Origin of the sequence: uncultured Idiomarina sp., from assembly GCF_964010655.1 — a bacterium.
Lineage (GTDB): Bacteria > Pseudomonadota > Gammaproteobacteria > Enterobacterales > Alteromonadaceae > Idiomarina > Idiomarina baltica.
This window is the reverse complement of sequence record NZ_CAXGLS010000050.1, coordinates 1-16,085: the sequence shown is the minus strand read 5'-3', so window position 1 is coordinate 16,085 and position 16,085 is coordinate 1. Positions and strand designations below refer to the sequence as shown.

Sequence of the window (16,085 nt, the reverse complement as noted above, 5' to 3'; positions counted from 1 at the left end):
CTTAGCTAATTCATCAATAAAGAAGTTAACAGTAGAGCCAGTACCGACGCCGACGATAGCGCCTTTCTCGACGTACTTAATGGCAGCTTGCGCGGCTTGTTGTTTTAACTTATCGGAAGCGGACATAGCGGGGTTCCCATACAGATTGTTGTGATACTTGATGGCACATCAGTATACCTATTTTGATGACTCATCGCTAAGAAAACTTAGGCTCTTGTTTAAAGCACCAATGTCGTGTCGGTGTGATCACTTCAGGTATCGCCACATCCCACGCTTGTATTGGTAATTGTTCAACATATTGCTCATCGTAGGCGATACCAATCGGTTGCAGTTGAGGTAGTTGACCGGCGCGCCAAGCGGCGAGTGTGCGGTCATAGTAACCACCGCCCATGCCTAAACGGTTACCCTGTGGATCGAACCCAACCAACGGCATAAACATACAACCAATGTTGCTAAGCGGAACCACGTTGTCGACACGCAGTTTTGGCTCTTCTATGCCATATCGGTTTTTAGTCAGTCGCGTATCGGGGGTTAACTTTAAAAATAGTAAATGACCAGGGCTAAATGGGTGTAAGACAGGCACCACGGTAGCCATGTTGGCTTGCCATAAAGCCTCGATAGCCGGTGTCGTATTGAGCTCGTTGGCAAAACTTAGAAAAATGGCAGCGTATCCCGATGATTGTTGTGCGCGCTCTGCAACACGAGCGGCAACATCGTGGCTAGCTTGCCGTCGCATCGGTTCAGAAATAGCGGCTCGACGTGCTTTTAACTTGCGTCGCCATTCATCTCGGGTCATGCTTACTCCCATCTTTTTAACATGAAACAGAGCATACCTTATGAAAATGATAAAAACGATATGCCTTTTGTGTGGTTTTATCATCGCGTCCAGTGCACTGGCGCAACAGGGACCACCGAAAGCACCTGAGCGTGATCGCGGCGAAGGTCCTTATGAGCGCTTGATCTTGCGCGGAGCGACTTTAGTCACCGGCGAGGGTGCACCTCCTCGGGGACCTGTAGATATCGTGATCGAGAATGATCGGATCGTAAATATCGTCAGTGTCGGACATCCGGGTGTCCCCATTAAATCCGATGGTCGCCCAGAGGCTAGAGCGGGTGATAAAGAGATGGACGTTAGTGGTCATTACATCTTACCCGGATTTGTTGATATGCATGCGCATATTGGAGGCTCAGCGGAGGGAATTCCGGCTGAATATGTACTCAAATTATGGCTGGCGCATGGCATTACCACCATCCGTGAGCCCGGCAGTTTTAATGGCTTAGACTGGGTGAAATGGCATCAGCAACGCGCAGCAGATAACCGCATTACGGCACCGCGGATCGTACCGTATGTAGGATTTGGTATGGGACGTGAAGAGCCCATCTATACGGCTGAGCAAGCTCGCGATTGGGTGCGTTATATTAAATCACAGGGCGCAGTAGGGATTAAGTTCTTTGGCGCTTCGCGGCGTGTCATGGAGGCAGCACTCGACGAGGCGAATAAGCAAGGTTTAGGTACCATGATGCATCATGCGCAACTGAACGTGAAATCGATGAATGCACTGGACTCAGCGCGACTGGGCCTGACGTCGATGGAGCACTGGTATGGCTTACCCGAAGCATTATTTGAAGACCAAACGATTCAGAACTATCCGGCTGATTATAACTACAACGACGAACAGAATCGTTTTGAAGAGGCCGGGCGCCTCTGGAAACAAGCAGCGGAACCCGGATCGGAAAAGTGGAATGCGGTACGTGATGAGTTAATTGAACTCGATTTCACTATCGATCCGACGTTAACCATTTACGAGGCGTCACGAGACTTAATGCGTGAGCGTCAAGCAGTATGGCACGAAGATTACACCTTACCGCGTTTATGGGATTTCTTTGAGCCAAGCCGCTATGCACACGGTTCCTATTGGTTTGATTGGACGACGGAAGATGAAATTGCTTGGAAGCATAATTACCAAAAATGGATGACCTTCTTAAATGATTTTCACAACCACGGTGGTCGACTCACGCTTGGTTCTGATGCGGGTTACATTTACAAGATTTACGGCTTTGGCTACATCCGAGAAATGGAACTGCTGCAAGAGGCGGGGCTCAATCCGCTCGAAGTTATTTATGCGGCCTCCATGGGCGGTGCTGAAGCGCTCAACATGGATGATGATATCGGCAGTGTCGCGATTGGCAAAAAGGCGGACATGGTCATTGTAAAAGAGAATCCGTTAGCGAACTTTAAAGTGCTGTATGGTACAGGCCACTTTAAGCTGAATGAAGATAACCAGCCGATCCGCACGCAGGGCATTCGTTATACCATTAAGGACGGCATTGTTTTTGATGCGCAACAATTGCTCAAGGATGTGCGTGAGATAGTAGCCAAAGAAAAAGCCTCACGAGAATCGTGAGGCTTTAAGCAAACAAAGGGTGGTTTCCCGGTGACGCCGCCATCTGACGGTAGCCCTTGAACCCATTGGTTCAAGGCGGGGAGCAAGTGGGATCCATCGTAGGCTTCCCGGTGCGTGCCGGGCTTGCTCATGACGGGCCAGTGATCCCCTTAAGTAAAAGCATCGGCTCAGGGACATACGTCTATTAGCGTACGACCCAGGAAACCCTAAACTGTTAGCGCTGCGGGCCGCGTTGAGCGCGTTGTTCGCTCATGGCTTGTTCAATCGTTGCCTGCAGCAATTGAATCTTTTCTTCAAGCTTCGCCGTTTTCGCGGCTTGCTCTTTCTGATCGTTCATCCACTCATGACACAAGTTTAGCGCTGTCATGACGGCAATTTGCTCAACATTGTGCAAATTCGTGCGTTCTTTTGTGTCATTGAGCCGTTCGTTTAACGCATCAGCCGCTTCTTGCAAAGCACTTTCTTGACCTACCGGACAGTTTACCCGATAGCTTCGGTCCAATAAAGTGATGTCCATTGTGCGACTCGTCATGATGCCGACTCCCTGCTACACATTGCGTTAAGTGCATGCTCTGCATGCGTTCTACTGCTTATTATGGCATGCCTTGGCAATGTTTGTCAGCTAGCGAATTGCAAAGCCGAGTGTTAGGATGACAACACCAGATTTTAAATAGAACGATATCTATGACAGCTCGATTTAACTATGATCGCATCTCATCACTGTATGCGCAACATGATGTGACGCCGCAGCCTGCCGAAGTACAAGGGATACTGGTTGGCCTCGTGGCAACAGGTACACAGCCCGATTCCCCCGATCTTGACGGGTTGCTCAGTGACCTGATTTACGACGGTCAACAACTACCTGCGGAACTTGCCAAGTTATTAAAGCAGCAGGCAACGGAAATTCAACATGCTTTGGCTGACCGTGACCTCGGCTTTCAACTGTTGTTGCCGGAAGACAATGCCCCCTTGCAAGAGCGCTTAAATGCGTTAGCGGGCTGGGTGCAATCATTTTTAGTGGGCTTTGGGGTTAACCAAGCGAATATCGCGGCCACCAGCGGTGACTTGCGTGAGGCGCTCGATGACATGATCGAGATCGCCAAGCTGGAGTTTGAAGTTGATGACTCAGAAGAGTCCGAGCGCGCTTACTTTGAAATCGTCGAATATTTACGTGTATCAGCGATGATGTGTTTTACAGAACTCGGTGCACGTGAGCTAGCTCAATCTAAACCCGATTCAAAAACGTTACATTAAGTACAGACTTCATAGGAGCGGCTATGCAACCGGTTATTCCTCAAGATGAGTTTTTACAGCGTCGTGAACGAGTATTATCTCGTATGCCTCAAAATACCGTCGCAATTGTATCGGGACACAGTGAGCTGACGCGTAGCAACGATACAGAGTACCCGTTTCGGCAGAACAGCTACTTTCATTATCTGACTGGGTTTAACGAGCCGGATGCCGTGTTGGTACTGAGTAAAATTGAGGGACAGCCAAGAAGTCTTCTTTTTTGTCAAAATAAAGATCCAGAGGCCGAGGTCTGGCATGGCCTTCGGTTAGGTTTCCACAATGCGATGCATGCGTTGGCGGTCGACGAGGGTCGAGATATTGATAGTTTCGAGGATGATGTCAGCGAACTGCTCAATGGTGCGAGCAGTGTGCTTGTGTTAATGGGTGAAGACAGTGTGCTTGAAGCACAAGTGCGCGATGCCATTGATTTTCTTCGTGCCAATGAGCGCAAAGGGTACGTTGCTCCGCACCGTATTGAGGATTTACGTTCGACATTGGATGCTATGCGGCAATTTAAGTCGACTCAGGAGCTTGCAGTGATGCGTGAAGCAGCGCGTATTAGTAGTGATGCGTTTAAGCGCATCATGAAGTTCTGCAAACCCGGTGCCATGGAATACCAACTTGAAGCGGAATTGCAGCATGAGTTCGCGATGCAAGGCGCGCCCGCGCCTGCCTATGGCATTATCTGTGGTGGCGGTGCCAACGCATGCATTCTGCACTACACCGACAACCGCGATGTTCTACATGACGGAGATTTAGTACTGGTCGATGCGGGGGCAGAGTATCAGGGCTATGCTGCGGACATTACGCGTACGTTTCCGGTTAACGGCCGCTTCTCTGAAGAACAAGCGATGATTTACAACATCGTGTTAAAAGCACAACAAGCGGCATTTGCACACATTAAGCCTGGTGACACACTCAAGGCGGCCACCGAAGCGGCGGCAAAAGTGATCAATGATGAGCTGACTTTATTGGAAATATTGTCGGGTGATGCCGACGAGAACTTCGCCAACAATCGTTGGAAGAAATTCTTTATTCATGGGCTAGGCCACTGGCTCGGGTTAGACGTTCATGATGTGGGTCGCTATAAGTCGACCGATGGCGAGCCGCTTACATTCCAACCCGGTATGGTGCTAACGGTCGAACCGGGCATTTATATTTCACGTGAATCAGGCGTCGATGAACGCTGGCGCGGCATCGGCGTGCGAATCGAAGACGATTTAATTGTGACAGAGGACGGCTTTGAAAACATGACTCAGGCCGTACCAAAAACTATTGAAGAGATAGAGTCTTGGATGCAAAACAAATAACAGCTGACGTTGTCATTGCCGGCGGTAGTTTGGTCGGCGCTCTAACTGGCGTGATGCTGGCGCGACAACGTCCAGATTGGCAGGTCGTGGTATGCGAACCGCGCTTAGAAGGGCCACCGAACGATAAGCGTATTATTGCTTTGGCGGCTGCTTCGGCTGCGCGATTACAGCGGCTTGGCGTATTGGGCGAGCTGACCGATGCGACGCCTATTCGACATATTCATATCAGTGATAAAGGCTACTTAGGCGCGACAGAAATCCATGCAGAGCAAGAGCAGGTGGACGCATTAGGCTATGTGGTATCCGCCGCAGAGCTGGTTAATCGCTTTTATTTAGCCTGTCAGCAACTGGATAACGTCACCTGGTTAGCGGGGGAGTCAGTTGAGCAGTTGCATCATGAGACGGATAAAGTGCAGGTTGAGACCGCAAGCGGCGTACTCATCGATACTCAGCTCGTGATTGGTGCGGACGGGCAAAACTCAAAGATCCGCTCGCTCTGTCGATTGCCCTGGCAAGTTGAGGATTACCAACAAATTGGCTGTATCAGCACCGTTAAACTCGATCGTGATTTGCAAGGTTGGGCTTACGAACGCTTTACCGAGTTTGGTCCCATGGCTCTCCTGCCCATGGCAAACCAACAGGCATCACTTGTGTGGACCTTCAATCCGGAACAGGCCGAAACCGCGAAACAATGGAGTAGCGCGGAGTTTTTGACTCGCTGTCAGCGTGCGTTTGGCTACCGGGCAGGGCGCCTGACAGCCCGTTCAGAGCCGGTGTTCTATCCGCTTCAGCTTAAAAAGGCCTTGCGCTCGACCTATCACCGAACGGTGATTATCGGCAATGCATCGCACGCGCTGCACCCGATCGCCGGTCAGGGCTTTAATCTTGGCTTACGCGACGTGGAGTGCCTTGTACAGGAACTTTCAGCAGCGCTAGACCCGGGAACATTTGCCGTGCTTGATGCTTATCAGCGGTCACGCACAAGGGATTATGACGCTATCATTAACTTGACGGACGGCCTAGTGCGGGGGTTTTCAAATACTAACCGTTTAATGGTGGTGCCACGCAATTTAGCCTTAATGACGTTACAGCACTGCGCACCGCTGCGTAGTCGCTTTGCACGACTGACCATGGGAATGAAGTCATGAATTACGATGTTATTGTGATTGGCGGCGGCATGATCGGCCTCACTATGGCACTCGGCCTAAAGCAACAAGGTCGCTCGGTGATGGTGATTGAGCAGCATGAACAGCCAGCATTACCCAATGAGTTAGAATTGCGTGTTAGCGCACTTAATCATCGCAGCCGAGCCTTACTCGATGAGTTAGGTGTCTGGCCGTTGGTCAGTGACTTTCGTATCGGCCCCTACACCGATATGCATGTATGGGATAAAGACAGCCCGGCGGACATTCATTTTTCCGCGACCGAAGCCAATGCAGATGACTTAGGCGCGATTACCGAAAACCGTGTACTCGAACATTTTTTGTGGCAACGCGCAGAAGCCGCCGGTGTTGTGATTACGAAAACCGCACAATGGCGCTTGCGTGATTGCGGCAGTGCACAGCAGGCGGCAGAAATTGAGTACGGAGAGCAACAACGCGCGCAAGCCCAATTGATTATTGGCGCCGACGGCGGGCGCTCGCGACTGCGCCAACAAGCCGGTTTAACGGTACGGTTTTGGGATTACGAGCAAGTGGGTGTGGTCGCGAACCTGCGGATGGAGAAACCGCACAACGGTGTTGCGCGCCAAGTGTTCTTACCCACCGGGCCTTTGGCCTTATTGCCAACCCCGGACACTGATGTCGTATCTATCGTTTGGAGTATGGATAGCTCACTGGCGCAGGCTCGCTTAGCCAATAAGTCCCAGCTGGCGCCGTTTGTAACGGCCGAAAGTGGACGTTGCTTAGGTGAAGCTGAGCTGATTTCCGATGTAAAAGGCTTTCCTCTGCGTATGCAATATGCACAACAGTGGCACGCGCAACGCGTTGTGTTGGTGGGGGATGCCGCGCACACCATTCATCCCCTGGCGGGACAAGGCGCTAATTTAGGATTTGCGGATTGCGTTTGCCTATTGGAGAACCTACAGCAGCGTGAGCTAGCGGAGTTGAGTAGCCTGACCCGTAGCTTAGGGCGTTATCAACGCGAACGTAAAGCCGATACGCAAACGATGATTGCAGCGATGGAGCTGTTCAAACGAGGCTTCGGCACGTCTAATCCGTGGATAAAGGCGGTTCGTTCGCTGGGACTCCTTGCCGCAGAGCGTATTACGCCAGTTAAACAAAAATTGGCAGAAGTTGCGCTCGGTCGCTAAGCGCGCGGTTAAATACGTGCGCTTAGGTATTCGGCAAGCTGTTTTGCTGCGGATGACGCACGACTATCTAAGCGTAATACGATATTAATATCGCCTGGCGAAGGTAAGCGTTCCTTCAACTGTGGACTACTGATTAAGCTTTGGCTATCCGGAATGGTACTTTTGGCGAGCACCGTAACACCTAAGTTACTATTTAGGGCGGCGGTTAAGCCGGAGTAGTCTGAGTTGGTATAGCTAATGCGATAATCAATACGTGCACGCTGCAACGCTTGTTCGGCCCGTTTACGATAGATACAGCCCTCCGGTGCAACAACCAATGGTAGCGGGCGTTGCTCAAATGCAGCGGGTGTGCCCACCCAGACTAAGGCATCATTTTGTAGCAGCATGTCATTGGGGTTACGTTGTTCTCTGAGCGCCAAAATCATATCAAAACGTTCACCTAAGCCCGCGAAGAGATCCTTGCTTAATGCCGAGGTGACCTGCAATGCGATTTGTGGATAAACCTGCGCGAACTGACCCAGCACGTTGGGTAACAAGCTCGAAGCGAATTCGCTGGTAATTCCCAGCCGGATATCACCGGATACCGCCTGTGGCTGAAACTGCGCGAGCAGTTGCTCATGTAAACTAATAATCCGTTGCGCATAATCGTAAACGCGCTCGCCATCGGGGGTGAGCGATAACCGTTGCCCTTGGCGCTGCAATAATTCAGCCCCTAATTGTTGCTCCAGTTTTTTGATTTGGATCGAGATAGCCGGTTGTGAGCGACCTAAACGTTCGCCGGCAGCGGTAATACCGCCAAACTCAATCACTGCAACGAAACTTCGCAGGGCATCCGTAGATAAATGTTTCATAAATTAAATGGTTAAATAGTTAACGTTTCGGGTATTTAAAAAATAAATGCAATTATAAGCATTATTGATTTTAAACTTAAGTGCAAGACGCCTATAATTTGCGCCCATATTACTGGCTAAATTTAAAGCAAAAGGATGTCTTATGGGCAGCAGAACTCCGCTCTATGATGCGCACGTCGAAGCCGGCGCAAAAATGGTCGATTTTCACGGTTGGGATATGCCGTTGAACTATGGCTCACAAATTGAAGAGCACCACGCCGTTCGCCGTTCTTGCGGCATGTTCGACGTATCGCACATGACCATTGTTGATGTAGCGGGGCAGCAAGCCCAAGCGTTCTTACGCTACTTGTTAGTCAACGACGTTGCTAAATTAAAAACCGAAGGTAAAGCGCAGTACACCAGCATGCTCAACGAGCAGGGTGGCGTAATTGATGACCTCATCGTTTATCATTTTAGCGACACCTCATACCGTTTGGTGGTTAACTCAGCCACCCGCGAACGTGACCTTGGTTGGATCGAAAAAGTCGCTGCAGATTTTGATGTCACCATTAATGAGCGTGATGACATGGCGATGATCGCTGTGCAGGGCCCCGAGTCAGAAGCTAAGTTAAACGCCGTGTTGAGCAGCGAAGACTTCGCAACCATCGAAGGCATGAAGCCTTTCTTAGGTAAGCAAGTGGGCGATTTATTTATCGCTACCACTGGCTACACGGGCGAAAAAGGTTACGAAATTATTGTGCCAGCCGAGCAAGTTAGTGATTTGTGGAAGCAACTCATCGCTGCTGACGTAGCCCCCTGTGGTTTAGGTGCGCGCGATACGTTGCGTTTAGAAGCCGGTATGAACCTTTACGGACAAGACATGGATGAGTCGGTCACCCCACTTGAGTCAAATATGGGCTGGAGTGTTGCATTTGAACCGACTGACCGCGACTTTATTGGCCGCCAAGCGCTTGAACAACAAAAACAAGCCGGTCACCACAAACTGGTTGGCTTGGTGATGGAAGACAAAGGCGTCTTGCGCCACGGTCTGAAAGTGATCGTTGATGGTGGCGAGGGTGTCATCACTTCTGGTACATTCTCACCATCACTTGGTTTTTCAATCGCAATGGCACGCGTGCCTGCGAACGTGGGTGATACCGCACAAGTTGAGATGCGCAAAAAACAGGTCACTGTGAAGGTTGTGAAACCTGCATTCGTGCGAAACGGTCAATCTGTTTTATAATAGCGTCAGAATTTAGTTAAATAGTCAGACAACCTGCCAGCGGCAGTTGGATTGAGAAGGATAGAGTTATGAGCAACATTCCAGCGGATCTTAAATATGCGTCAACTCACGAGTGGGTACGTGACGAAGGCGATGGCACTTTCACTATCGGTATCACCGAGCACGCGCAAGACCTTTTGGGCGACATGGTGTTTGTTGAGTTACCCGAAGTGGGTGACAAAGTGTCAGTCGGCGATGACGTAGCGGTTGCGGAGTCTGTTAAAGCAGCTTCAGACATCTACGCACCGATTAGCGGTGAAGTTATCGCGATTAATGAAGACCTTGAAGACGCGCCAGAAAACGTCAACAACGACCCGTATGGTGACGGTTGGTTGTTCCGCATTAAAGCGGAAGACAGCGGTGAGCTAGGTAACTTGCTCGACGCCGACGCGTATGAAGCGTCTATCGACGAAGATTAAGCGTTAATGTAACGCCACAAGGAAAGTGAAGGACCCCGGCATGCTCCGGGGTTCCGTGTTTTTTTGCACTGTTCGATTCCCAATTTGTACGAGGCCGAGGTAAATGACCAGTACTACCCTTACGCAGTTAGAACATCACGATGAATTTATTGGCCGTCATATCGGTCCGAGTCATGATGAGCAGCAAGCCATGCTCAAAGAGCTTGGCGTAGATACTTTAGAAGCGTTGACCAAAGATACGGTTCCAGGCTCTATTTTACGCGACCCCTTTTTAAAAGTCGGCGAGCCTAAAACTGAGCGTGAAGCATTGGCTGAACTCAAAGCCATTGCGAAAAAGAACCAGATCTTTACCTCGTACATTGGTATGGGTTACTACGATACGGTAACGCCCAACGTTATTTTGCGTAACGTATTAGAAAACCCAGGTTGGTATACCGCATACACGCCTTACCAGCCCGAAATCGCACAAGGTCGTTTGGAAGCCTTATTGAACTTCCAACAAATGACCATGGATCTAACCGGTTTGGATCTTGCGAGTGCCTCATTGCTTGATGAAGCCACGGCAGCTGCCGAAGCAATGGCGATGGCGAAGCGAGTATCGAAAAACAAAAAATCAAACGCGTTTTACATTGCGGACAACGTGTACACGCAAACCATCGACGTGGTGAAAACTCGCGCTGAATACTTTGGCTTTGACATTATTGTCGGCCCGGCGCGTGAAGCATCTGACCACGATGTGTTTGGTGCGCTATTACAGTACCCCGACAAAACCGGCGAACTGCACAACATTGAACAGTTGATTGGCGAGCTGCAAGAGAAGAAGGCGATTGTTTCGGTGGCTTCCGATCTGATGAGCTTGTTGATGCTGAAATCTCCGGGCGAAATGGGTGCGGATATCGTATTTGGTAACGCACAACGCTTTGGTGTACCAATGGGCTATGGCGGTCCACACGCCGCATTCTTTGCAACTCGTGATAAGTTCAAACGTTCATTGCCCGGTCGTATCATTGGTGTGTCTAAAGACTCACGTGGTCGCCCTGCGTTGCGTATGGCAATGCAAACCCGCGAACAGCACATCCGTCGCGAGAAGGCTAACTCGAACATCTGTACCGCGCAGGTATTACTGGCCAACATGGCGTCGTTTTATGCGGTGTACCATGGGCCACAAGGTTTGCGTCGCATTGCTAACCGTATCCATCGATTAACTGACATCGTAGCCTTGGGTATGCAGGATAAAGGCGTTCAAATCAGCAACGCGCATTGGTTTGATACGCTGACTTTTGAGATGAAAGAGAACGCGACCGACGTGTTGGCGCGCGCTAAAGCGGCTGGCATTAACCTGCGTAATGACGGTGAAGCCGTGTTTGGTATCAGCATGGATGAAGCCAAAACACGTGCAGACGTTGAAGTATTATTTAACGTCTTGTTCGGTGATGACCATGGACTGGATGTTGAAGTCCTCGATAGCCGCGTAGCGAGCAAAGAAGTCGAATCAGTTCTAGCGCAATTGGTACGCGAATCGGACTACCTAACGCACCCAGTATTTAACGAGTATCACTCAGAAACCGAGATGCTGCGTTACATCAAAAAGCTGGAAAACAAAGATTTAGCATTGAACCACTCAATGATCTCATTGGGTTCATGCACCATGAAGCTGAACGCCACCGCTGAAATGATTCCAGTGACTTGGCCTGAGTTTGCTCAGTTGCACCCATTCTGCCCTGTCGAGCAAGCGCAAGGCTACGCAGAAATGATTTCGTCGTTGTCTGAGTGGTTGGTTGATATCACCGGTTACGATGCGCTTTCAATGCAACCGAACTCAGGTGCGCAGGGTGAATATGCCGGCTTATTGGCAATCCAGAAATACCACGAAAGCCGCGGCGAAGGTCACCGTAATATCTGCTTGATCCCAAGCTCAGCGCACGGTACTAACCCGGCTTCAGCACAGATGATGAACATGAAAGTGGTCGTGGTTGATTGCGATAAAAACGGTAACGTGGACATGGCAGATCTGAAAGCTAAAGCCGAAGAGGCGGGCGACCACCTGTCATGCATCATGGTGACCTACCCATCGACACACGGTGTGTATGAAGAAGGCATCCGTGAAATTTGCGAGCTGGTACACGAGTTTGGTGGCCAAGTTTACATGGACGGTGCCAATATGAACGCGCAGGTGGGTGTTACTTCTCCAGGCTACATTGGCTCGGATGTATCGCACTTAAACCTACATAAGACCTTCTGCATCCCACACGGTGGTGGTGGTCCAGGTATGGGCCCGATTGGCGTGAAAGAGCACTTAAAGCCGTTCTTGCCAAACCACAGCATCATTAACTTGAAGACCACTGAGTTGGGCAATGGCGCAGTATCAGCAGCCCCTTATGGTAGCGCAAGCATTTTGCCTATTTCTTGGATGTACATCGCGATGATGGGCGGTCGTGGCTTACGTGAAGCGTCAGAAACTGCGATTCTGAATGCTAACTACGTTGCTGAAAAACTCAGCAAGCACTTCAAGATCTTGTACCGTGGTCGTAACAACCGTGTCGCGCACGAGTGTATTATCGACTTGCGCCAAATGAAAGAAGACGCCGGTATCGCCGAGATTGACGTGGCGAAACGCTTGCAGGATTACGGCTTCCACTCACCAACGATGAGCTTCCCAGTTGCGGGTACCATCATGGTTGAGCCAACCGAATCTGAATCTAAAGCAGAACTCGATCGCTTTATTGAAGCGTTGGTTTGCATCAAGCAAGAAGCTGACAAAATCGCAGCAGGTGAGTGGCCGCAAGACAACAACCCGTTGGTTAACGCACCACACACGCTAGCCGATATCACCGATGCTGAGTGGGACCGTCCTTACGACCGTCACACCGCAACTTATCCGGTTGAAGCGGTAAGCTATGACAAGTTCTGGCCAACCGTTAACCGTATCGATGACGTATATGGCGACCGTAACCTGATGTGCTCATGCCCGAGTATTGAAGAGTATCGGTAAGTTGGAATAAATTTTGTTCCAATCAACCAAAAAAGCGAACTTCCGGGTTCGCTTTTTTTATGCCTGACGCAGAGCTTTGCATAAATCTTACCGGGCCTTTACAGAAGCCGTTGATCGAATCGCGTATGCTACGCGCGGTTCAATTAAGTGGAGATAATAATGAAATACGTATGGCTTGGTATGGTTTCGCTATTGATGTCGGCGTGTAGTTCTATTCCAAAGCATAGCCCAGCGCATTTGGTGGGTCAGGTAGAGACTGGTAAGGCGTCTTATTATGCGATGAAGTATCAATTTCGCACCACCGCCAGTGGCGAGCGTTACAGCCATTTTGACGATACCGCGGCGCATAAAACCTTGCCGTTCGGCACCTTGGTGCGTGTGACCAATCTCGCCAGTGGTGAGTCAGTGGTGGTGAAGATCAATGACCGGGGCCCCTTTATCAAAGGACGTATTATTGATCTTTCACGTTCCGCTTTTGGCGAAATCGCTGACCTCGATGTCGGTATCATTGATGTAAAAATGCAAGTGATTACTGACTAACTAAAGCACATGCCAGGGCTCTGCGCGCAAAACGTCGCGGAGCTCTTCCTCGTAGCTCGGTTTAAGATGTGTTATCCAGATGCTATGTGGCGGCTTTTCGAGTTGCTCTAATAGGCGGCTAACTAATGACGGCGTCATGTGCTGGGTTTTGATCGCTACTTCTTCGAGCCTGTCAGGGAACGAACATTCCACCATCAGTGTGCTAATGGGGGGTAATTCGTTGAGCTTTGAGACAAGGGCGTCGGTCACGATGCAATCGGCACAAAACACAAAATGTGAGTGTTCACTGACTTTGGGTTGTTGCACTGCGTAACCAATGGTGGGTATGGCGTGTGGCACTTCGAACGCGGTGAGCGTCATGCCTTGATGCTCAATGACTTGGCCTGGATTAATCTCAACTAACTCGAGCATGGGCGTTCCGTTATCTTGCACCTGAGTAAAGTCGGGCCAAATATCATTATTAAAAATATGCTGTTTAAGGCGCTCTAAGCTGTGGGCGAGGCCATACACTTTGAGCGGTAAACGACTTTGGTCAAACAGGTTACTGACGAAGGTGGGTAGCGCCGCTATATGATCCATGTGGGCATGGGTCAAAAAGATATGGCGAATGGCTTTCATCTCGCTGAGTTGTAACGACGATAAGCCAGTTCCGGCATCGATGAGCGTTTCACCGTTTAATTGGATGCAGGTTGAGCCTTTTTGCGGGTTACCGCTGAGCCCACCGCTACTGCCTAGCACTCGAAACATTGCACACCTGTTATAAAAAGAGGACACTTATCGTTACAACTATAGTATCGATTTAATTGTCAGTTCGAAATAGGATTCGTTAGGATTATTCCAGACAACTCGAAGGAGAATGACATGATAAAAACAACAACCGCAACTATCCAAGGTCATGAAGTAGAACAGTATCTCGATATTGTGGTAGGTGAGGCGATCTTAGGTGCCAATGTATTCAAAGATATTTTTGGTGCGGTACGCGATATCGTCGGCGGCCGCGCTGGCGCTTATGAACGTGAGATGACTCGGGCGCGCGAAATTGCGTTTGCAGAGGTTGAAGAAAAAGCCAAGTTATTAGGCGCTGATGCGGTGATTGGCATTGATATCGACTATGAAGTGGTTGGTCAAAAAGGTGCTATGATGATGGTCAGCGTCAGCGGTACCGCCGTTAAACTTAAAAAATAAGGAGCAACAGTGCAGACATCAACACCCGATCACACGTCCGCAAAACAAGCGATGACGCCACAACTGGTGGTGGTATCGATTTTTTGGCTGGGTTTACTGTTGGTGGCAAGCTGGGTTAAGCCCGATTACAGCCACATGAGCCAGTACATCAGCGAAATTAATGCTACCGGCACAACGGCAGCTGGCGTGCTGGGCTGGGTCGGCTTTGTACCCTTTGCGATTGTGGTGTTAAGTTTCTTGGTGTCTGCGCGTAGCCGAGTACGTGTTGAGGGTATCAGTGCACTCGGCTACGCATTACTGTTCTTTTACCCCTTTGCTTATTTGGGCGCAGCGCTTGCGCCTTGCGATGCCGGTTGTCCGATTGACGGTTCGGCATCGCAAACGATTCACAATTGGATCGGTATTCTAAGTTACTTGGGCTTTGCCGCCGGTACGTTGTTGCTCGCCTTTACCCCTCGCGCGCATTGGGCGTTGCGAATTGTTTTTGTGTTATTGGCGATCATTATCGGGTTAGGCTTTTTCATCATGCCAACCGAAAACCTCGAACCCGTTCGAGGCGCAATTCAACGGTACCTCGAAATTGCCCAGTTAGCTGTATTCTGGCTACTACTTGGAATCACCCGTAAACACTCCTCAAACGAATAGAGGGCAGTATGACACGCAAACAAATACGTTTATCGGTCGAAGGAATGAACTGCGGCTCCTGTGCGAGTCGCGTTGATAAGGCGTTAAATGGTGTCAAAGGCATTGAGGATGTCAGTGTTAACTTAGCCTCTGATGCCGCGGAAATGACGCTAGTCACAGCGTCGCAAGAGGATGCGATTCAGGCGATAAGGGACGCAGGCTATGACGCTCATGCGATTGTCGATCGTGAGGCGGAAATGGCGCGACAAGAGCAGCAAAAGGCGAACGAATTTAAACAACTAAAACGCGATCTGATCATTGCTGTGCTGTTTACCTTGCCCGTTTTTGTTATTGCGATGGGTAGCCATTTGATCCCAGCATTTGGTGAGTGGGTTGATTCCAGCTTAGGCCAAACCACCAATTTTTGGATACAAATGTTGCTGACAACGGTGGTGTTGGCATGGCCCGGTCGTCGCTTTTATCAAATAGGTATTCCAGCGCTATTGCGTCGAGCCCCTGATATGAATTCACTTGTCGTGCTGGGTGCGACGGCTGCCTGGGGTTACTCCGTCGTTGCCACGCTAATGCCGCAGTGGCTTCCTGCGCATGCGGTGAATGTCTATTTTGAAGCCTCCGCAGTGATAGTGACGTTGATTTTGGCTGGGCGCTTTTTAGAAGCGCGAGCGAAAAGTCACACGTCCGATGCGATTAAACGCTTATTGAACTTACAAAGCAAAACGGCGCGTCGTGTTCGTGACGACGACAGTAGCGAGACTGTTGATATTAAGTCGCTGAGTAAAGGCGATATTATCGAAGTACGTCCGGGCGAGCAGGTGCCTGTCGATGGCACCATCGTGAGTGGCGACAGTTATGTGAATGAGTCGATGATTACCGGCG

Annotated in this window: 16 protein-coding genes, 1 other RNA gene and 1 pseudogene; 12 read left to right on the top strand and 6 right to left on the bottom strand. The window is 50.0% G+C overall.

The features are described 5' to 3' along the window. Both ABNS04_RS10815 and ABNS04_RS10810 read right to left on the bottom strand, forming a co-directional pair. Positions 1 to 126, bottom strand: a pseudogene (locus ABNS04_RS10815) (ribose 5-phosphate isomerase A); the annotation flags it as partial. 70 nt (positions 127 to 196) lie between these two features. Then, positions 197 to 796, bottom strand: coding sequence for a 5-formyltetrahydrofolate cyclo-ligase (locus tag ABNS04_RS10810; RefSeq protein ID WP_272978356.1), 600 nt, complete (start codon positions 794 to 796; stop codon positions 197 to 199). Positions 797 to 836: 40 nt separating this feature from the next. Between ABNS04_RS10810 and ABNS04_RS10805 the strand changes: the two genes are divergently transcribed. Next, positions 837 to 2,405 (top strand): amidohydrolase family protein, encoded by a 1,569-nt coding sequence (locus tag ABNS04_RS10805; protein ID WP_272978354.1) that lies wholly within the window; start codon positions 837 to 839, stop codon positions 2,403 to 2,405. A gap of 20 nt (positions 2,406 to 2,425) precedes the next feature. Here the strand turns inward: ABNS04_RS10805 and ssrS are convergent. Beyond that, positions 2,426 to 2,611, bottom strand: a non-coding RNA gene (gene ssrS / locus ABNS04_RS10800) — 6S RNA. A gap of 8 nt (positions 2,612 to 2,619) precedes the next feature. Next, on the bottom strand, positions 2,620 to 2,937 hold the full coding sequence (gene zapA / locus ABNS04_RS10795; RefSeq protein WP_006956329.1) for a cell division protein ZapA: 318 nt from the start codon (positions 2,935 to 2,937) through the stop codon (positions 2,620 to 2,622). Between the two features lie 152 nt (positions 2,938 to 3,089). Between zapA and ABNS04_RS10790 the strand changes: the two genes are divergently transcribed. The 4 genes from ABNS04_RS10790 to ABNS04_RS10775 are packed head-to-tail and all read left to right on the top strand — an operon-like array spanning position 3,090 to position 7,316. Continuing rightward, the gene (locus ABNS04_RS10790) at positions 3,090 to 3,659 is read left to right on the top strand and encodes a UPF0149 family protein (RefSeq protein WP_006956328.1); all 570 of its coding nucleotides are present in this window, start codon (positions 3,090 to 3,092) and stop codon (positions 3,657 to 3,659) included. Between the two features lie 23 nt (positions 3,660 to 3,682). Beyond that, positions 3,683 to 5,005 carry a Xaa-Pro aminopeptidase gene (gene pepP / locus ABNS04_RS10785; protein WP_272978352.1) on the top strand — a complete coding sequence of 441 codons (1,323 nt, stop codon included), beginning with the start codon at positions 3,683 to 3,685 and terminating at the stop codon, positions 5,003 to 5,005. Beyond that, positions 4,987 to 6,153 (top strand): 2-octaprenyl-6-methoxyphenyl hydroxylase, encoded by a 1,167-nt coding sequence (gene ubiH, locus ABNS04_RS10780; RefSeq protein ID WP_272978351.1) that lies wholly within the window; start codon positions 4,987 to 4,989, stop codon positions 6,151 to 6,153. Before pepP ends, ubiH begins: the two co-directional genes overlap by 19 nt. Further along, a complete protein-coding gene (locus ABNS04_RS10775) occupies positions 6,150 to 7,316 on the top strand; it encodes an FAD-dependent oxidoreductase (RefSeq protein WP_272978350.1) in 1,167 nt (388 codons plus the stop codon). The genes ubiH and ABNS04_RS10775 overlap by 4 nt, the downstream gene beginning before the upstream one ends. Before the next feature lie 8 nt (positions 7,317 to 7,324). Here ABNS04_RS10775 and ABNS04_RS10770 read toward each other — a convergent pair whose 3' ends face one another. Beyond that, positions 7,325 to 8,167, bottom strand: a complete 843-nt coding sequence (locus ABNS04_RS10770) for a LysR family transcriptional regulator (protein WP_006956322.1) — start codon at positions 8,165 to 8,167, stop codon at positions 7,325 to 7,327. A gap of 142 nt (positions 8,168 to 8,309) precedes the next feature. Between ABNS04_RS10770 and gcvT the strand changes: the two genes are divergently transcribed. From gcvT to ABNS04_RS10750, 4 genes are all read left to right on the top strand, one after another. Beyond that, on the top strand, positions 8,310 to 9,389 hold the full coding sequence (gcvT, locus tag ABNS04_RS10765; protein WP_272978348.1) for a glycine cleavage system aminomethyltransferase GcvT: 1,080 nt from the start codon (positions 8,310 to 8,312) through the stop codon (positions 9,387 to 9,389). 68 nt (positions 9,390 to 9,457) lie between these two features. Then, positions 9,458 to 9,847 (top strand): glycine cleavage system protein GcvH, encoded by a 390-nt coding sequence (gene gcvH / locus ABNS04_RS10760; protein ID WP_006956317.1) that lies wholly within the window; start codon positions 9,458 to 9,460, stop codon positions 9,845 to 9,847. Positions 9,848 to 9,950: 103 nt separating this feature from the next. After that, a complete protein-coding gene (gcvP, locus tag ABNS04_RS10755; protein WP_348671471.1) occupies positions 9,951 to 12,839 on the top strand; it encodes an aminomethyl-transferring glycine dehydrogenase in 2,889 nt (962 codons plus the stop codon). Between the two features lie 159 nt (positions 12,840 to 12,998). After that, positions 12,999 to 13,379, top strand: a complete 381-nt coding sequence (locus ABNS04_RS10750; RefSeq protein ID WP_272978032.1) for a septal ring lytic transglycosylase RlpA family protein — start codon at positions 12,999 to 13,001, stop codon at positions 13,377 to 13,379. Here the strand turns inward: ABNS04_RS10750 and ABNS04_RS10745 are convergent, their stop codons facing one another. Further along, entirely contained in the window at positions 13,380 to 14,126 is a 747-nt protein-coding gene (locus tag ABNS04_RS10745; protein ID WP_272978033.1) for a 3',5'-cyclic-nucleotide phosphodiesterase, read from the bottom strand. Between the two features lie 114 nt (positions 14,127 to 14,240). On the opposite strand from ABNS04_RS10745, the gene ABNS04_RS10740 reads away from it, so the two are divergent. The 3 genes from ABNS04_RS10740 to ABNS04_RS10730 form a co-directional block, all read left to right on the top strand. Beyond that, the gene (locus tag ABNS04_RS10740) at positions 14,241 to 14,564 is read left to right on the top strand and encodes a heavy metal-binding domain-containing protein (protein WP_006956310.1); all 324 of its coding nucleotides are present in this window, start codon (positions 14,241 to 14,243) and stop codon (positions 14,562 to 14,564) included. A 9-nt stretch (positions 14,565 to 14,573) separates the two neighbouring features. Continuing rightward, on the top strand, positions 14,574 to 15,209 hold the full coding sequence (locus tag ABNS04_RS10735; RefSeq protein WP_006956308.1) for a DUF998 domain-containing protein: 636 nt from the start codon (positions 14,574 to 14,576) through the stop codon (positions 15,207 to 15,209). Positions 15,210 to 15,217: 8 nt separating this feature from the next. Continuing rightward, on the top strand, positions 15,218 to 16,085 hold an 868-nt coding region (locus ABNS04_RS10730), incomplete at its 3' end, for a heavy metal translocating P-type ATPase (RefSeq protein WP_348671469.1).

Coding starts and splice junctions, on each gene's coding strand:
- ABNS04_RS10810 (WP_272978356.1), bottom strand. CDS start 796: ATGACCCGAGATGAATGGCGACGCAAGTTAAAAGCACGTCGAGCCGCT.
- ABNS04_RS10805 (WP_272978354.1), top strand. CDS start 837: ATGAAAATGATAAAAACGATATGCCTTTTGTGTGGTTTTATCATCGCG.
- zapA (WP_006956329.1), bottom strand. CDS start 2,937: ATGACGAGTCGCACAATGGACATCACTTTATTGGACCGAAGCTATCGG.
- ABNS04_RS10790 (WP_006956328.1), top strand. CDS start 3,090: ATGACAGCTCGATTTAACTATGATCGCATCTCATCACTGTATGCGCAA.
- pepP (WP_272978352.1), top strand. CDS start 3,683: ATGCAACCGGTTATTCCTCAAGATGAGTTTTTACAGCGTCGTGAACGA.
- ABNS04_RS10775 (WP_272978350.1), top strand. CDS start 6,150: ATGAATTACGATGTTATTGTGATTGGCGGCGGCATGATCGGCCTCACT.
- ABNS04_RS10770 (WP_006956322.1), bottom strand. CDS start 8,167: ATGAAACATTTATCTACGGATGCCCTGCGAAGTTTCGTTGCAGTGATT.
- gcvT (WP_272978348.1), top strand. CDS start 8,310: ATGGGCAGCAGAACTCCGCTCTATGATGCGCACGTCGAAGCCGGCGCA.
- gcvH (WP_006956317.1), top strand. CDS start 9,458: ATGAGCAACATTCCAGCGGATCTTAAATATGCGTCAACTCACGAGTGG.
- gcvP (WP_348671471.1), top strand. CDS start 9,951: ATGACCAGTACTACCCTTACGCAGTTAGAACATCACGATGAATTTATT.
- ABNS04_RS10750 (WP_272978032.1), top strand. CDS start 12,999: ATGAAATACGTATGGCTTGGTATGGTTTCGCTATTGATGTCGGCGTGT.
- ABNS04_RS10745 (WP_272978033.1), bottom strand. CDS start 14,126: ATGTTTCGAGTGCTAGGCAGTAGCGGTGGGCTCAGCGGTAACCCGCAA.
- ABNS04_RS10740 (WP_006956310.1), top strand. CDS start 14,241: ATGATAAAAACAACAACCGCAACTATCCAAGGTCATGAAGTAGAACAG.